11 protein-coding genes and 1 tRNA gene are annotated in these 15,862 nt (G+C 38.6%); 10 read left to right on the forward strand and 2 right to left on the reverse strand.

What is annotated here, in order from left to right; translation table 11 throughout:
• Nucleotides 1-299 precede the first annotated feature (299 nt).
• The 3 genes from D3P12_RS06735 (at nucleotide 300) to D3P12_RS06745 (ending at nucleotide 5,794) form a co-directional block, all read left to right on the forward strand.
• On the forward strand, nucleotides 300-3,446 hold the full coding sequence (locus D3P12_RS06735; protein WP_118194259.1) for a SusC/RagA family TonB-linked outer membrane protein: 3,147 nt from the start codon (nucleotides 300-302) through the stop codon (nucleotides 3,444-3,446).
• Nucleotides 3,447-3,457: 11 nt separating this feature from the next.
• Complete coding sequence (locus D3P12_RS06740) at nucleotides 3,458-4,780, forward strand: RagB/SusD family nutrient uptake outer membrane protein (protein WP_118194260.1); 1,323 nt, start codon at nucleotides 3,458-3,460, stop codon at nucleotides 4,778-4,780.
• 63 nt (nucleotides 4,781-4,843) lie between these two features.
• Nucleotides 4,844-5,794, forward strand: a complete 951-nt coding sequence (locus D3P12_RS06745; protein ID WP_118194261.1) for a phosphodiester glycosidase family protein — start codon at nucleotides 4,844-4,846, stop codon at nucleotides 5,792-5,794.
• A 57-nt stretch (nucleotides 5,795-5,851) separates the two neighbouring features.
• Here D3P12_RS06745 and D3P12_RS06750 read toward each other — a convergent pair whose 3' ends face one another.
• The gene (locus D3P12_RS06750) at nucleotides 5,852-6,898 is read right to left on the reverse strand and encodes a WD40/YVTN/BNR-like repeat-containing protein (protein ID WP_245977405.1); all 1,047 of its coding nucleotides are present in this window, start codon (nucleotides 6,896-6,898) and stop codon (nucleotides 5,852-5,854) included.
• A 137-nt stretch (nucleotides 6,899-7,035) separates the two neighbouring features.
• Between D3P12_RS06750 and D3P12_RS06755 the strand changes: the two genes are divergently transcribed.
• Nucleotides 7,036-7,109, forward strand: a tRNA-Pro gene (locus D3P12_RS06755).
• 298 nt (nucleotides 7,110-7,407) lie between these two features.
• A complete protein-coding gene (locus D3P12_RS06760) occupies nucleotides 7,408-8,673 on the forward strand; it encodes a site-specific integrase (RefSeq protein WP_118194262.1) in 1,266 nt (421 codons plus the stop codon).
• An 86-nt stretch (nucleotides 8,674-8,759) separates the two neighbouring features.
• Here D3P12_RS06760 and D3P12_RS06765 read toward each other — a convergent pair whose 3' ends face one another.
• Nucleotides 8,760-9,362, reverse strand: a complete 603-nt coding sequence (locus D3P12_RS06765) for a recombinase family protein (RefSeq protein ID WP_205941068.1) — start codon at nucleotides 9,360-9,362, stop codon at nucleotides 8,760-8,762.
• Between the two features lie 235 nt (nucleotides 9,363-9,597).
• Here D3P12_RS06765 and D3P12_RS06770 point away from each other — a divergent pair, with 235 nt between their 5' ends.
• From D3P12_RS06770 to D3P12_RS06790, 5 genes are read left to right on the forward strand one after another with little or no spacing between them, the layout of a single operon-like run.
• Nucleotides 9,598-9,807 (forward strand): helix-turn-helix domain-containing protein, encoded by a 210-nt coding sequence (locus D3P12_RS06770; RefSeq protein ID WP_118194263.1) that lies wholly within the window; start codon nucleotides 9,598-9,600, stop codon nucleotides 9,805-9,807.
• Nucleotides 9,808-9,809: 2 nt separating this feature from the next.
• Nucleotides 9,810-12,116 carry an ATP-binding protein gene (locus tag D3P12_RS06775; protein ID WP_118194264.1) on the forward strand — a complete coding sequence of 769 codons (2,307 nt, stop codon included), beginning with the start codon at nucleotides 9,810-9,812 and terminating at the stop codon, nucleotides 12,114-12,116.
• A 12-nt stretch (nucleotides 12,117-12,128) separates the two neighbouring features.
• Nucleotides 12,129-13,235 (forward strand): hypothetical protein, encoded by a 1,107-nt coding sequence (locus D3P12_RS06780; RefSeq protein WP_118194265.1) that lies wholly within the window; start codon nucleotides 12,129-12,131, stop codon nucleotides 13,233-13,235.
• A gap of 1 nt (nucleotide 13,236) precedes the next feature.
• A complete protein-coding gene (locus D3P12_RS06785; protein WP_118194266.1) occupies nucleotides 13,237-13,995 on the forward strand; it encodes a hypothetical protein in 759 nt (252 codons plus the stop codon).
• Complete coding sequence (locus D3P12_RS06790) at nucleotides 13,992-15,851, forward strand: Eco57I restriction-modification methylase domain-containing protein (RefSeq protein ID WP_118194267.1); 1,860 nt, start codon at nucleotides 13,992-13,994, stop codon at nucleotides 15,849-15,851. Before D3P12_RS06785 ends, D3P12_RS06790 begins: the two co-directional genes overlap by 4 nt.
• Nucleotides 15,852-15,862: the final 11 nt, after the last annotated feature.

The following is a 15,862-nucleotide window of genomic DNA, read 5'->3' on the forward strand; positions in this document are numbered from 1 at the left end:
TGTTTGACCACTGTTCTTCTCGGATAAGTTAATAATATTTCTCGGAGAAGATTTGGGTCGTGTGCAGTTTCTAATGTTGAGAGATTGGTATCTGAAAATAGTTGAAAAAATAAACCATTTATTGATCGGGTACGTAATAAATGACTCCGTACCACGTTAGTCCTATATTAAAAACACGTTAATAGACGGTTATATAACATTGTTGTTATTTACAATAATTTAACATTAAAACTATGTTAACTTAGCCGTTGAAACCTAGATTTGCCACCAGTTTAAAAAGCTAAAACACATTTATCAAAATGAAGAAAAACTTACCTTTTATGCGACGTTCAAAGCAAGCTGCCACGGTTCTCTGTGGTGTTGCCTTGTCTTGGTCGCAGATGGCGAGCGCCAGCCCTTGGACCAAGGCTCGCTCAATGGAATATGTTCACGAGTTGTCTGTCAATCAACAGGCTGGAACGTTGATGGGTACGGTAACGGACACTCAAGGCTTGCCTTTAATTGGAGCAAGTGTCAAGGTCGTTGGTTCTAACCAGACGGTAGCCACCGACAATGATGGTCGGTATAGGCTTCAATTAGCGCCAGGAACTTACTCCATTGAAGTCAGCTATATTTCTTTCCAGACCAAGCAGGAGTCGGGCGTCGTTATTAAAGAGGGCGGGTCGACTACTACTGATTTTGTTCTTGAAGATGGGATTGGCGAGCTGAATGAAGTCGTTGTTGTGGGTTACGGACAGAACGTTCGTAGAAACCTGACTACGGCAGTTTCCAGTGTGAAACCAGCAGACATCCCTGATCGGAATGTTGCCAGTGCCAATCAGTTATTGCAAGGGCAGGTTGCGGGTGTGAACCTGACTACATCCAACGGTACACCGGGTGGTAACTCCCGCGTAAGTATTCGTGGTGTCAGCTCGATCAATGGAGATAACGAGCCTCTTTACGTAATTGACGGTATCCCTTTGTCAAAAGCAACAGCCAGTTACAACTTCTCTGGTGAATATCGCCAGGATCCCTTGTCAATGATCAATCCTTCGGATATTGAGACGATTGATGTATTGAAAGATGCGGCTGCTACGGCGATTTACGGTTCGCGCGGTACCAATGGGGTAATTATGATTACCACCAAACAAGGTAAGAAAGGTACTCCGAAAGTATCTTTCAACCAGCAGACGGGAATCAGCGTGATGCCGAAGACTCTCGACTTGCTAAACCCTTCGGAATACATTGAGATGCAGACTGAAGCAACCAATAATTTCAACAGCGATATGGGTTACACACCGGGATCAACCGGATATATCAATATCGATAAGGTATTGGGCGTTGTACCGGAAGACCCTTACAATGTGAATTGGCAGGATATGATCATCCGCGATCAGGCTACCACGACCCAAACGGATATTGCCGTTAGTGGGGGTAACGATCATGTAACTTACTATACTTCCGGTGGCTATCAATACCAGGAAGGGATGATCAAGCAAAGTTCCCTTCGCCGTTATTCAGTAAGAAATAACTTGGATTACAAACCAAACGAAGTGTTCAACTTTGGTATTAACTTAAACGGTAACTATACCAAGAGTACTTCAATTCCGAATGGTGATCAGGGGACAGCTCTTTTCCAACGTTCGCTGGAGCAGAGACCTTATGACCGTCCGCTTTTAGCTGATGGATCATACGCCGTAGGGGGTAAGGACATTTTGAGACACAATGCCTTGATCATTCTTGAGCAGGACCATACGGAAGATAAAAATTTCCAGGGTTTGGTGAATGTCTATGCGAATGTTCATTTCCTGAAATATTTAACGTTCCGCACCAGCTACAATACCGAGCTGCGCTTAGGGAACGGACATAGAAGACAAGGTTTTGAACACCCTTATAATCCAAAGGGTTATGTAAATGACATCCGTAACTATCGTTACTCAGGAACCTTTGATAATACCCTGACCTTCAAAAATACATGGAATGACCTGGATGTTGAAGTAATGGCGGGGCATTCTTACTATGAAGATACCTACAATTTTAATCAGGCAACCGGTACAGAATTCCCTTCTGACGATTTCAAGCATATTACTTCTGCAACCATTCAGGTGGGTGATGAAGATGCTTCGATGTATTCAATGGAATCGTACATCGGTCGTTTAAGCCTGGGTTATAAAAATCGCTATCTGGTAAGTGCTACTGCTCGCTATGACGGTTCATCGAAGTTTGCAAAAGACAATCGTTATTCAACCTTCCCGGCGGTATCTTTAGGCTGGGTATTCTCGGAAGAAGATTTTATCAACTATCCTGAATGGTTAAACTTTGGTAAGTTGAGATTAAGCTGGGGTAAAACCGGTAACCAGGATGGAATCGGAAATTACGCATATATGCCTTTAGCAGCCGGTGGTTATAACTACAATGCACTAACAGGTTTGAGCGTAACCAATATTGGTAATGAGAATTTAATGTGGGAGACATCTGAGCAAAAGAACATCGGTATCGATCTGTCATTCTTAGGCGGTAGGTTATCCTTCACATATGATTACTTCGATAAAGTATCTGATAACCTCCTTTATAATGTTCCTGTATTGGCGACAAGCGGTTTCACAACCCGCACATCCAATATCGGATCGATGCAGAACAGAGGGCATGAGTTCTCGATAAACAGCACGAATATCAGCCGTGATAACTTCAGCTGGAATACAAATTTCAATGTTTCAATTATTCGCAACAAAGTGACTAGCCTGATTGGTGATGATCCGATCACGGTAGGCAGCTGGAATGCGATTATCGTGGGGCAACCTTTGGGAGTGATGTACGGATATGTGCATCAAGGAATTTACCAAACATTGGATGAAATTCCGCAGTCGTTACAAGACCAAGGTGTGCGTCCGGGTGATGTTAACTTCGCTGATTTAGACAATAACGGAATCATCAACTCTGAAGATAGAAAAGTAATCGGGAGTGCATTGCCGAAATTCAGCGGAGGTTTAACCAACACCTTTAATATCGGTAATTTTGATATCGCTTTATTCACCACTTTCTCAGTAGGAAATGATATTGCTTCAGCTTGGAGGAATGGTTTGGATCATATGGGGGCGCGTGATTACAATGCATTGGCGGACACCTATTACAACCGTTGGACCGGTCCGGGTACAAGCAATACCGTTCCTCGTGTAACCAAAAGCGGATACAACCTGAAGAACAGCAGCTATTATGTTGAAGATGCTTCTTACTTCCGTGTGAAAAGTTTAACCTTAGGCTACCGCTTACCTAACACGTGGACACAGCAAATTGGGTTGAACAATGTACGTGTATTTGCAACCGGTGTAAACTTACTAACCTTTACAGACTATACAGGTTACGATCCGGAAGCTTCCATGAATACAGATGCAAGAAGCTATGGGGTTGACAACCTGGTAACTCCACAGCCAAGAAGCTTTATGGTTGGATTGAATGTTAACTTTTAAGACTAAGACAGATGTTACATAAATTTAAAATAAAACAAGTATTTGCGCTTATCCTGATCGTAAGTTTGTTTGGTTGCTCAAAAGAACTTGATCAGCAGCCAGAGAGCGCCGTATCACCCGATCAGATCAGTGCATCCAATATTGGGTTTTTCCTCAATGGTCTCTACCGAGAGTCTATGCCTGCACGGAACAACTATGTCTTAAATGATACCCGTGGTGGCAATTATACCTGGACAGCATTATCTGGAGTAAACGGCGTTTTCGGTGTAATGATTACCGGAAATAATGTGGATGACCGCTTAGGCTTTTCTTCCAGCATCTGGAGTCATGCCTATGCCAATATCTACAATGCCAACATCATTATTGAGGCGGCTGATCGTTTATCAGAAGAAGCCGATCTAAGCGTTGTGAAAGCTGAAGCCAGCTATTTAAGAGCTTTTCTTTATTATCAGCTTGTAACTAATTTCGGAGGGGTACCTTTGATCTTGAGCAATACCACTGATAATGTACCAAGAAACAGTGCTGCTGAAATCTGGACACAGATTAATGCGGATATCGATTTTGCTGTGGCTAATGCCCAACCATTTAGCAGTACAGGTACGAAGAAAGTGTCTCAGGAGGCTGCCAAGGCTTTTAAGGCTCGTGTACTTTTAGCCCAAGGGAAGAAAGAAGAAGCAGCTACCTTGGCAGAGTCGGTGATCGCTTCTGTGGGAGCTATCGACTCCGATTACGGTCGCATTTTCAGAGACACTGATGCTTCTTCAGAGATCATCTTTGCTTTTGCAAACCTGAAAACTGAAAGTAACCTGCGCATGTCGGCTTTATTTTGGCCATACGGTACAACCTGGGCCGGCTCATATTCAGTACAACCATCCGATTATGCAGCGGATGAACTTTATGATGACAAAGATGTTCGCGGCGACGTCAACATCCAAACGATTGTTAATGCTGACGGCTCTTCGAATACCATTGTGAGCAAGTACTGGGATGTACAGCCTTTGATTATCAGTCGGGTTTCAGAGCTTTACCTGATTGCCGCTGAAGGAAAAGGTCGCACAGAAGGTTTGACACACCTCAACGCTCTGCGCACCAAAAGAGGTCTGTCCGCCCTGACTGCAAGTGACGTTCCGAACGACGAAGTTTATCTGACCGAAGTGTTGGAAGAGCGCCGAAGAGAATTATTCAGCGAGGGTTTCTTATTCTACGATTTGGCCAGAACCGACCGTGCCATCAAGCTGCCGAATGTAAGCAGCAAGGATAAATATCTATTGCCGATACCAGGCGCGCAAGTGAGCCTTTCGGGTGGTGTCTTAGAACAAAATCCAAGTTATTAACGATAACGGAAGGTGGTGAATCAGGTCACCACCTTTTTTTGTCACTTTTTAGAAAGCTAACGTATGAAAAACACACATTTTGTTCCATTCCTGATTGTTGCTTTTGTTCTTAGTGCCTGTGGTGTTCAGCGAAATCTATCGTCACAACAGGCCTATCAGCAAGTTCTGAAAGACCCTGGCGGTTGGAAAAGCGAAATACTCAAAGATGGGTTGATCCATTACACCTATGAAGGCGAGTATGCACCTTTTAAGTCATCACAACGTGTAGATGTATTGCTTGTTGATCTGAGTAAAAATGCCCTGATCTTTGATGACAGTCGGCCGAACGACTCCCTGTCTTTGCGCGTGAATCGTTATGAAGGATCCCTGGCGGCAGTGAACGGCACCTATTATGAAATAGTAAAAACAGCAGAAGGTGATAGCTTATTTTCTTCCTTCTTTAAACAAAACGGAAAGATCAGTACCTCCGTTACCGTACCGGAAGATAACCGCTTGTTCTGGAAGCACGAAGGCGCGTTCTACTATGATCAGGAAAAAAATGAATGGAATATCATCTATGGTGATGCGGAAGCCTATGACAAGTTGCCCTATGCCAATGCAATGTCCGGTTCACCTATGCTCATTTATGACCACAAACCCGTAGGGGAGACATTTGCCAAAGAGCAGGGTGTACCGTTGGATAGTTTAGATTACGAACATCCTGACAGGCATCAAGGCGTTCGTCATCCGCGTACCGCCTTGGCCATTACAGATGAGAATTATTTGCTTATGATAACCGTTGACGGTCGTCGTACCCAAACAGCCGGTATGAGCGCGAAGGAGTTGACTCAGTTTATCAACCGCTATTTTAAGCCACGGCACGCACTGAACATTGATGGCGGCGGCTCAACGACCATGTGGATCAAGGATTCCGAGTCGCCCAACGGTGTAGTGAACTATCCGACCGACAATAAGCAATACGATCATTTTGGTCAACGCAGAATACGCAATGGCATTATTGTGATTGATAAATAACGGTTGGTTGACTGTTCGATGTTGAGATCGTCGACCGATCGATGCTGAAAGCTGTGTTTAATACGTTAGTTTGGCGATGCGGCCATCCGCACCAGCAAGCAGCGTCCAGGTTCCCTGACGAGCTTTGCGCGCTACATGGAAGCTTTTATCGGAAACTGACTTCCAGTTCAGGCCACCGTCGCCCGACCAGTCGACCCCCGATGTGCCAGTTGCCACTAAAGTTTGTGAATTAAGATATTCAACCGAAGAGCGGTACCCCAGGGTGCCGCTTTCTGGTTTCTGCCAGCTTTGTCCACCATCGTTGGTAATGAGTATAGCCTTCTCGGCTTGCTTGTCTTTTAGATAATCGCCACCAACGGCCACACCTTGCTTGTCATTGCGGAAAGCGAGCGAGAAAATCCCTGTACTGGAAGTCCCTTGAATAATAGGGCAGGGATAAGCCTTCCAATTCTTACCGAAATCTTTCGTCATCAGCAGTTGCGCCCTGCTGCCACCCGTCCCGATAGAAGCCACTCCATTTCCCAATGTCCGAATACCCGTTCCGCTAGCTGCAAAGCCCGCTTCACCTTCTTGCAGCAGACCTTTCGTGTTTTCGCTTAAATCCTGCCAGTTATGCCCACCATCGTTTGTGATCAGAATCTGCACAAAACCGTTGATGGGGTCACCATAAGCCATGCCATGTTTTTCATCCCAAAAGTCCATCCCATCGAAGAAAATGTCCGTATGCGTATTTTTATGTTTCTCTTGCCAGGTTCTACCACCATCTTCCGTCATCAGAATCACCAATGGTGAGCCCGCACTCATGACTATCGCCTTATCTTTCGAAAAGGCATAAATGCTACGAAAATCCGTGTTTTCCTGTCCCGGTACCTGTCGCCAGTGCCAATCCGTTCCACCATTTGATGAAACGGCCGTCCACCCATAACTAGCACTAACCCAAGCCGTTTGGTTGTCCACCACCGAAAGCCCACGGATACTAATACCTTCTTTCTGTGTCAGCATCTCGATCTCTGGTGTTTGCAGGGTTTTGGTTTCTGTCTGGCTGTCGGGATTTCCAGCAAAAGACTGTAGCACAAAGAGTAAGGGCAGAAGAATGTTGAGCATAGGTGATTGTTGCTTTTAAGTCGTTTAAAGCTATTTATTCAGCCAATTTACGTATTATTTCAGTAAAGCTATTTTTTCAAATTTTTAATTTGTGAATTCAAATATACTTCTTACATTTGCACACCCGCAAGGGAGTTCGGGGTGTAGCGTAGCCCGGTATCGCGCCACATTTGGGATGTGGAGGTCGTAGGTTCGAATCCTGCCACCCCGACGGAAACCAGTTCATCTGGATCCGAAAGCCTCTAAATCATATGATTTAGAGGCTTTTTTGCTTTTAAACAGTTCATATTAATTCGTTTCAATCCATACCTTCTGAGAACTATCAGGTGACCTCTTTTATTTTATTAAATTAGGTCACCAGAAAGGGTTTAACTTATTGATTCATAGCAACATAATCAATAATATTTAGACTCATATAGATCAGAAAGAATTACTTTTTTTGGCTTTTCTGGTGACCTGTCTGGACAAATAGTTCATATCAGTCTATGTTAAACTTTAAAAAATAGTGTATGAGATCAGCAAACACTTTCGGTGTTCATTTCATTCTTCGGATGAACAAAGAAAAAAACGGAATCGCTCCAATTTATGTAAGGATTGCAGTAAACGGGGCAAGAATTGAGATGTCCTTGAAGAAAAAAGTAAAAGTTTCCGATTGGAATTCTTCAAGAGGACTTCCAAAAGCAAAGAACACAGACCTCAAAATTCTAAATGGATTTCTTGAACAAGTAAGAGGCGTCCTGTCGGGGTATTACCAAGAAATGGTCATGGCCAAGAAGCTAATCACTCCTGAGGCAATCAAGAATATGTATTTGGGAGAAGTGGAACAGGAAAACACGCTTCAATCCTTGATAGAGTATCACAACTTGCATATGAAAGAGGTCCTCGCATATGGGACACTTAAGAACTATTTTACGACAGCTAAGTACCTCAAGAGATTTGTGTTACAGCAATTCAAGAAGCCAGACATCTACCTCTCCGAACTAGACTATAAATTCATTACACAATTCGAGTACTTTTTGCGAACCTATGAACCGACCGATCACCATAAAGGAATGGCAAACAATGGCGTGATGAAGCATCTGGAAAGGTTCCGTAAGATGGTACGCTTAGGCGTGAAACTCGGCTGGATGGAAAAGAACCCATTCGAACTTTACAAACTTAAGATGCAAAAGGTTGAACGCGACTTTCTGACCAGCGAGGAGCTGTCAAGAATTGAGAAAAAGGATTTTTCGGTACAACGGATCCAGTATGCCAAAGATCTTTTTGTTTTCAGCTGCTACACCGGCATTGCCTATATCGACGTGATGCAGTTAACCCCTGATAATATTCTCCTTGGAACCGATGGAAATCGTTGGATCAAAACTATGCGTGAAAAAACCGAAACGTCAGTGAATGTCCCTATCCTTCCAAAGGCCGCTGCCATCATAGAAAAATACAAAAATAATCCCCGGGCAATTGCACAGGGTACAATGTTCCCTGTAATTTCAAACCAAAAGCTGAATAGCTATCTAAAAGAAGTGGCCGATCTATGCGGCATAAAAAAGCATTTGACTTTTCATTTAGCGAGACACACCTTCGCTACGTCGGTGACCTTGTCTAACGGAGTTCCTATTGAGACGGTCAGTAAAATGCTTGGGCATACCACCATCCGAACGACCCAGATATATGCCAAGGTAGTTGAGCAGAAGGTTAGTCAGGATATGGCGAATCTTAGGAATCGTTTGGAGGAAAATGAACAGATAGCATTGAAAGTTTTGAAAGGGAGCGCATTATGAATCAGATAGATAATAACTTATTCAAATCCATTACGGATTTGATCGAGGAAGCGAGAAGTTTCGCTGCGAAGCAAGTCAATACGATCTTAGTGTTTATCTATTATGATATTTTTTGCAAGCTGCTGAAATGCCCACCCTAAAATATCTGCCTCGGGTTGCTTAAGGGAAATAATTTTTTTGCCTTCCATTGTTATTGTATTGATATAGCCGAAAGGAGCTTTGTTGGGATATCTGCCCATTAGTTTTGCTCGATGAATACCGGCTGCTGTATTCAATGCTCTTCTACTATTTTCTGCCTCCGGTACGGATAGATAAACAGCAAGCATGACCGTGCTTTCTGGTACTGAAAGATCTAAAGGCTGATCAATAGCCATTGCTGTTGTCTTGTATTTTCGAAGTATCCCAAGCATCTCATAGGCGTATTCAATATTTCGGCTAAATCGATCCCATTTAATGAACAGTATCTGTTTGCTTTCCTTTGATGACTTGCTTTTGATCACTGTCATTAACTTTTTCCATTCAGGTCGGTTGAAGGTCTTGGCTGAGAAATCTTCACGATAGATATCCTTAACTTCAATATTGTTATTCTCACAGTATTTCAATAATCGATCCTCCTGCTCTGGCAAGGAGTATCCTCTCCTCTTTTGCTCGTCCGTGCTTACACGGATGTATAAATAGGCTGTTTTCATAGGTATAATGTATTTGTTCGTTATGTTTCCTAATGAATAAATATAGTGAAGCCTAATCTTGTAGGTTTCTAGCAATAGAATGATTTATGTTTTTGATTGCGAAAAGGGAGAGAATTAGGGCATTAATGCAAATAGGAACTCTAAGAAATATGGATTTCTAAACGATGAAAATTAATTTTGTAGCAAAGTCTTTAGGACTAAAAAAATCAATATCTTTACACCATATGCAATTTTTATGAGTAAAAAGGCAATTAATAGGTTGAAAGTAGTACTGGCAGAGAAGAATGTAAGTAGCAAATGGCTCGCAGAACAATTAGGAAAAAATGAAGCTACTATTTCAAGATGGTGTACTAATGCTGTTCAGCCCAGTTTGAAAACATTGGTAGAAATAGCAAATATTTTAAAAGTTAAACCGGCTGACTTAATCAATAATATTGAATTATAATCATGGATAATGTAAACAAGTTATTGGAACTAAAACAAAAATTATCAGAAGAAATCAAAAAAGAAAATTCTGATAATAATATCATTATTACTTTATCAAATGAAATAGCCAAGTTGGACAACAATGAAGTTAGATTTTCTGTTGACGCCGGTATAATCAATAGACTTGGGAAAGAGTTAGTAGGAAGGCATGAAACTGCTGTCTCGGAATTAGTTAAAAATTCATACGATGCCGATGCTACAGAAGTTAATCTGATTTTTGAGAACGCATGGAGTTCAGGAGGAATTTTAATTATTGAAGATAATGGGCATGGAATGGATAAGGAACAACTTGTAAAAGGTTTCATGCGTTTGTCATCTTCTGATAAGATACATAATCCTATTTCAAATAAATATAAAAGACAAAGAGCAGGTAAAAAAGGTATTGGTAGGTTTGCAACTCAGCGGCTGGGTGATAAACTTACAATTATTACTCAAACCGAAAATTCTCAGGAAGCTCTGAAAGTTGTAATTAATTGGGACGAATTTCGAACAGATAAAGATTTACTCACTATATCTAGTAGGATTGAATTTATTCCCAAGGAAAAGGAAGAAGGTACAACTTTAGTTATAGAAGAGCTTAGAGAAGGATGGTCTGATGCAATGATAAAAAGAGTTTATAGATATACTTCTGAACTCCTGCAGCCTTTCCCTTTATCTAAAAAGAAGAAAAAGGAAAATAAATCCTCTGATGATCCAGGGTTTAAAAGTAATTACTTTCGGAAGGACGAAGATGAACTAATTCCAATCATAGACGAAGAAAAAGCAATTTTCCAACATGCTTTGGTAGAAATAGAGGGTTATGTATTAGATGATGGACAAGGTTGTTGGGCATTAAAGAGCGATAAGTTAAATTTTTCACAAGAAGTATATGCTATAGGTAACAATGAAAAGGATAAAGAAGACTCTAGCACTCCTTTTACCTTAATCAAGGGAGTTCATTTTAAAGCATATTATTTCGTATATGACCCATCACTTTTTGCTCCAGGAACATTTACTTTTATTCGTGATTTAGGATATGAAAAGGGCGGTTTAAAGTTGTATAGAAATGGTTTCCGAGTGTTACCTTACGGGGAACAGGGAGATGATTGGTTAGGATTAGATAAGTCAAATAATAGAAATATTATTTTGGCTCAACATCCAAATAGAAACTTTTTTGGTTTTGTCGAACTTGAGGATGAAAGTGGAGATTTTGAAGAAACTTCAAGTAGAGAAGGTTTAATTGAAAATGAATATTTAAAAGAATTGGTAAACTTTGTCTATCGTTCATTGACAAGTGCTGTTATGAAGGTTTCAGAATTGAGAGGAAGAAAAGTGACAGCATCTCAAAAAGGATTTACCAAACGAGAAGAAGATCCTTCAGAAAAAGTAGACAGAGGCCTTGAACAAATTCAGGATTTTTTTGAATCAGAAGATTATTCCAATGAAAAAGACAGCAATCATTCCTCAAATTACGAAAAAAAGGAAAGGGCTAAGCAAATTTTTGAAGAATTAAAGCAAGCGAGAGATGAAGAAAAGCAGAAGACACAGTCTTTAATTGATGAAAACAATATGCTAAGAATATTAGCCGGTTTGGGATTGGTAATTGGAGAATTTGTGCATGAAGTTCAAAGATTTTTACCAGGCTTCGATGCTGACATAAGGTTTCTTAAAAATGCTGTTAAAGATTACAAAGAGATATATGAACGTACTGAATTGTTAGAAACAAATGTTAAATCATTTACTGCATATACTTCTTATTTTGATAAAGCCATTTCAAGAAATGTGCATAGAGAATTAGAGCCCATAGAATTAAGAGATGTTGTAAGGAGCTTTGAAACTGTAATAAAGAATGATCTAAAAAGAACAGGAACCCAATTTATTCCACCAGTATTTGACGGATATGATTTGTTTACAGTTCCCATGCATCCATCTGAATGGGCATCTATTTTGTTTAATTTGTATACAAATTCAAAAAAGGCAATAAAAAGAGCTAAATCCGATGGGGAAATTTTTATTAAATGTGGAAGGGATGAAAATATCGTTTTTTTAGAATTTTCCGATAATGGAGATGGTATAACTAAAGAAAATGAGGAAAATATTTTCAATGCATTTTATACTACTTCTACAGTAGCAAATCATACAGTGGATGATGCAACAGCACTTACCGGAACTGGTTTAGGTTTGAAAATCGTAAAAGATATCATTGAGTTTTATAATGGGGAGATATACGTGGCGACTCCATATGAAGATTATAAAACAACAATTAGAATTGAAATTCCTAAAAATTAAAATATTATAAACATGGATACTCCAAAGTACATATATATTGATGATGAGAATGATAGTTCAATTGAATCTTTAATAAATGGGTTTAATGATACTAGATTGATAGCAGTCGAAAGATTACCACTTTCAAAAGGTATGGATTTTTCTACTTTAAAAAACCTCATTATTCAAAAGATCGAAAAAGATAGTTATTCTGGTCTTTTGATTGATTTAAGATTAGATGGAGAAGGTCCCGACAGCCTAGATTATAGTGCAATATCTATAAGTTCTGAATTAAGGGCATTAAGTGCTAGAGAAGAAATTTCCTCTTTTCCAATAGTTTTATGTTCAACAATAGATAAAATAAAGGAAACTTACAAGTCGGATAAGACAAGTCATGATTTATTCGATTACACATTTAAGAAAGCAGAAGAACCTAATTATGAAAAATTTTCTAAAAAATTATGTTCATTAGCTAAAGGCTACAAAGATTTGCCATATAAAGATTTTAGCTTAGAAATAATTTTTAATCGCCCAGATTTAAATACTCTTGATCAACGAATATTTGAACGTTTTTTTAATCAAGATATAATAGTACCGTATGATTTTGCATACTTTGCTGTAAAAACACTTTTCCATTGTACCAATCCCCTAATTAAAGAAACCACTCTAGCCGCAAGACTAGGGGTTGATATTTCTAAAAGTGGTGATTCTTGGTTAACACTTTTAAGCAAGTTTGAAAACTGTAAATATTCTGGGTTATTTTCAGATGGTTGGAATAGATGGTGGGCGGATATTCTGAATATTCAATTAAAAGAAATTTCTGGTAAAAATTTCTCTTTTTTAAAAGCAGAGGAGCGAGTGGAAATCTTATCTCAAACTTTTGGTATAGATGATTTAATTCCGGCTGTTCCAATTACGAATAATGCAAGCAGTGAATTTTGGACTATATGTGAAGCATTAAAGCTGCCTCTTGATCCATTAGAAGGTATAAAAATAAGACTATCACATGAACTGAAACCATGGCAAGAACCAAAATACATCTCTCTGTATGCAGCAGCAGAAAGGATAGGTATTGATAAGGGTATAGAACCTCATTACACCGAATTGGAAAGAATTGAAGAATTCAAAAAAGGTTCGTGATATGGCGGTAAATTCTAAGTATATGAGCTTCAGAAATGCAAGAGCTCAAGAAATGAGGCAAATGGCTGATTTGTTAGAAAACCAAATTGGCAATATATCTACATTTCCAATTCATAATGCCATAGCAGACCTCATCAACCCTGAAAGAATACCTTTGTTGAAAAACGGAGATGCAAAGGAAAATGTTTGGGGATATGACATTGAAAATTTTGTTTTGCCACTAGACACTTTGAAACATGTTACACCTAACGATATAAAGAAGGGCGAGATTGTTTTAAATATGAAATTAAGAGGGAATATTGAAAACTGGGAATCCTTTGATGATCCATTTGTTGAGTTAGCTTTTAAAGTGTTAATAAAGGGTGTGGGTAACGATAGGACATATCACTTTGGATTTCATATTGATAAACATACTGGGGGTAATTCTGAAGAACCTCATCCAATATATCATTTACAATATGATTTCAATCCAACAGGTTCAGCCGAACCAAATTTAGGGGATTTATTTTATGTTGATACTCCAAGAATAATGCATAAACCAATGGATTTTATCCTAGGGATTGGTTTTCTTACTTCAAATTTCTTTCCAACAGGATTTCAGGTTCTTTGTGAGAAAAGAGAATTTATCAAGTTAAATACTACCTATCAACAATCTGTATGGCGACCTTATTTTCATACTTTAGCTAATAAGTGGAAACCTTTTGACGAAAAAAATATTATTTGGAATCCGATTAACGAAATTTGTCCAATATTTATATGAAAAATATATTCAGATATTTAGAGTCTTATTCACAGCTTTCGCTAGAAGTGGATAAACTCATTGTGTCTGCCTTTATTGAACTCAATGATTTGAAATTAACAAACAATCGATTTTTAAGAAGCTATTCAATCTCAAAACGAAAATCAATAAAAAGAGGAAAACTTTTAAAGTTTATTGAGATTGTACGGAGTGAAATTGAAATCTTTGATATTGAAAAACTCATTGAACTATTTGAATTTGTTATTTCTCCTTCAGATAGAATAGTAAATGGTGCAATATATACGCCTTCAGAAATTAGAGATTATATTGTTGCTCAATCTTTCCGTAGAGAGGGTAACGGAGTAGCCAATGCTAAAATAGCTGATATTGCGTGTGGTTGCTCAGGTTTTTTATATACTGCTGCAAAAGAGTTGAAAAGGAGAACAGGAAACGACTACCAACATATCTTTCAACATCAAATTTTCGGATTAGATATTCAAGAATATTCTGTTAACAGAAGTAAGCTATTGTTAAGTTTATTAGCACTATCCGAAGGTGAAGATGTAGAAGAGTTTCATTTTAATATCCATACAGGAGATGCTTTAATATTTAATTGGAATAATGTCTATGAGAATTTTCAAGGATTTGAAATCATTGTAGGAAATCCCCCATATGTTTCGGCAAGGAATCTGGATGTAGAAGCCAAAGAAAATATTAAAAATTGGTCAGTTAGTACATCGGGTAATCCTGATTTGTATATTCCTTTCTTTCAAATTGGTTATGAAAACCTTGCAGAAAATGGTATTCTTGGGTTTATCACAATGAATACTTTTTTCAAAAGTTTGAATGGTAGGGCATTAAGAAAGTATTTTGAGGACAATAATACAAGTATCAGAATCATTGATTTTGGTACACTTCAGATTTTTAAATCTAAAAGTACTTATACCTGTATTTGCTTTTTGGAGAAAGCAGAGCAACACTTTGTTGAATATTATAAATCGACTAAAAAAGAGTTACCAACCAATAGAGACCAATATAGCAGAATCAATTATCAAAATCTTGATGCAAAAAAAGGTTGGAATTTAAACGATAATGTGATTATCTCCCGAATTGAAGCAACAGGAACACCTTTCGGAGAAAAGTACAAAACAAGACACGGTATCGCTACATTGAAAAATGACATTTACATTTTTAAACCAGTAGCTGAAGATGATGATTATTTTTATCTTCAAAATGGAAGTCTATATCCAATTGAGAAAGGAATATGCAAAGATATTTTGAACTCAAATAAATTAAGTAGAGATATTAACTTTGATACAGTAATTGAAAAGGTTTTGTTTCCATATAATGACGAGGTAAAGCCGAAAGCACTCGATGAAGACTTTTTAAGAGAAAAGTTTCCAAGAGCTTTTGAGTATCTGCAGGTAAAAAAGAAAATTTTAGCAGGAAGAGATAAAGGTAAAGGTAAATATGAAAAATGGTTTGCCTTTGGAAGAACTCAGTCCTTGGAGAAAGTTGGGAACAAATTGTTTTTTCCGAAATTTTCAGATAAAATCCCAAGTTACTTAATCAGTAATGATGATGATTTGTTATTTTATAATGGACAAGCAATTATAGGTCATTCAGAAGAGGAAATGTTATTGGTAAAGAAGATTTTGGAATCGCGTTTGTTTTGGTATTATATAAAGACTACAAGTAAACCATATTCTTCGGATTATTATTCATTGAATGGTACATACATCAAGAATTTTGGTATTCCAGAATTTACTAATGATGATATTGATTTTCTAATCAATGAACCTAATCAGAATATAATTGATGCTTTCTTGGAGGATTATTATGATGTGCAATTAAACGAGGAATTGATTCCTGGATAATCTAAATGTGT

It is taken from the genome of Pedobacter indicus (assembly GCF_003449035.1).
Lineage (GTDB): Bacteria > Bacteroidota > Bacteroidia > Sphingobacteriales > Sphingobacteriaceae > Albibacterium > Albibacterium indicum.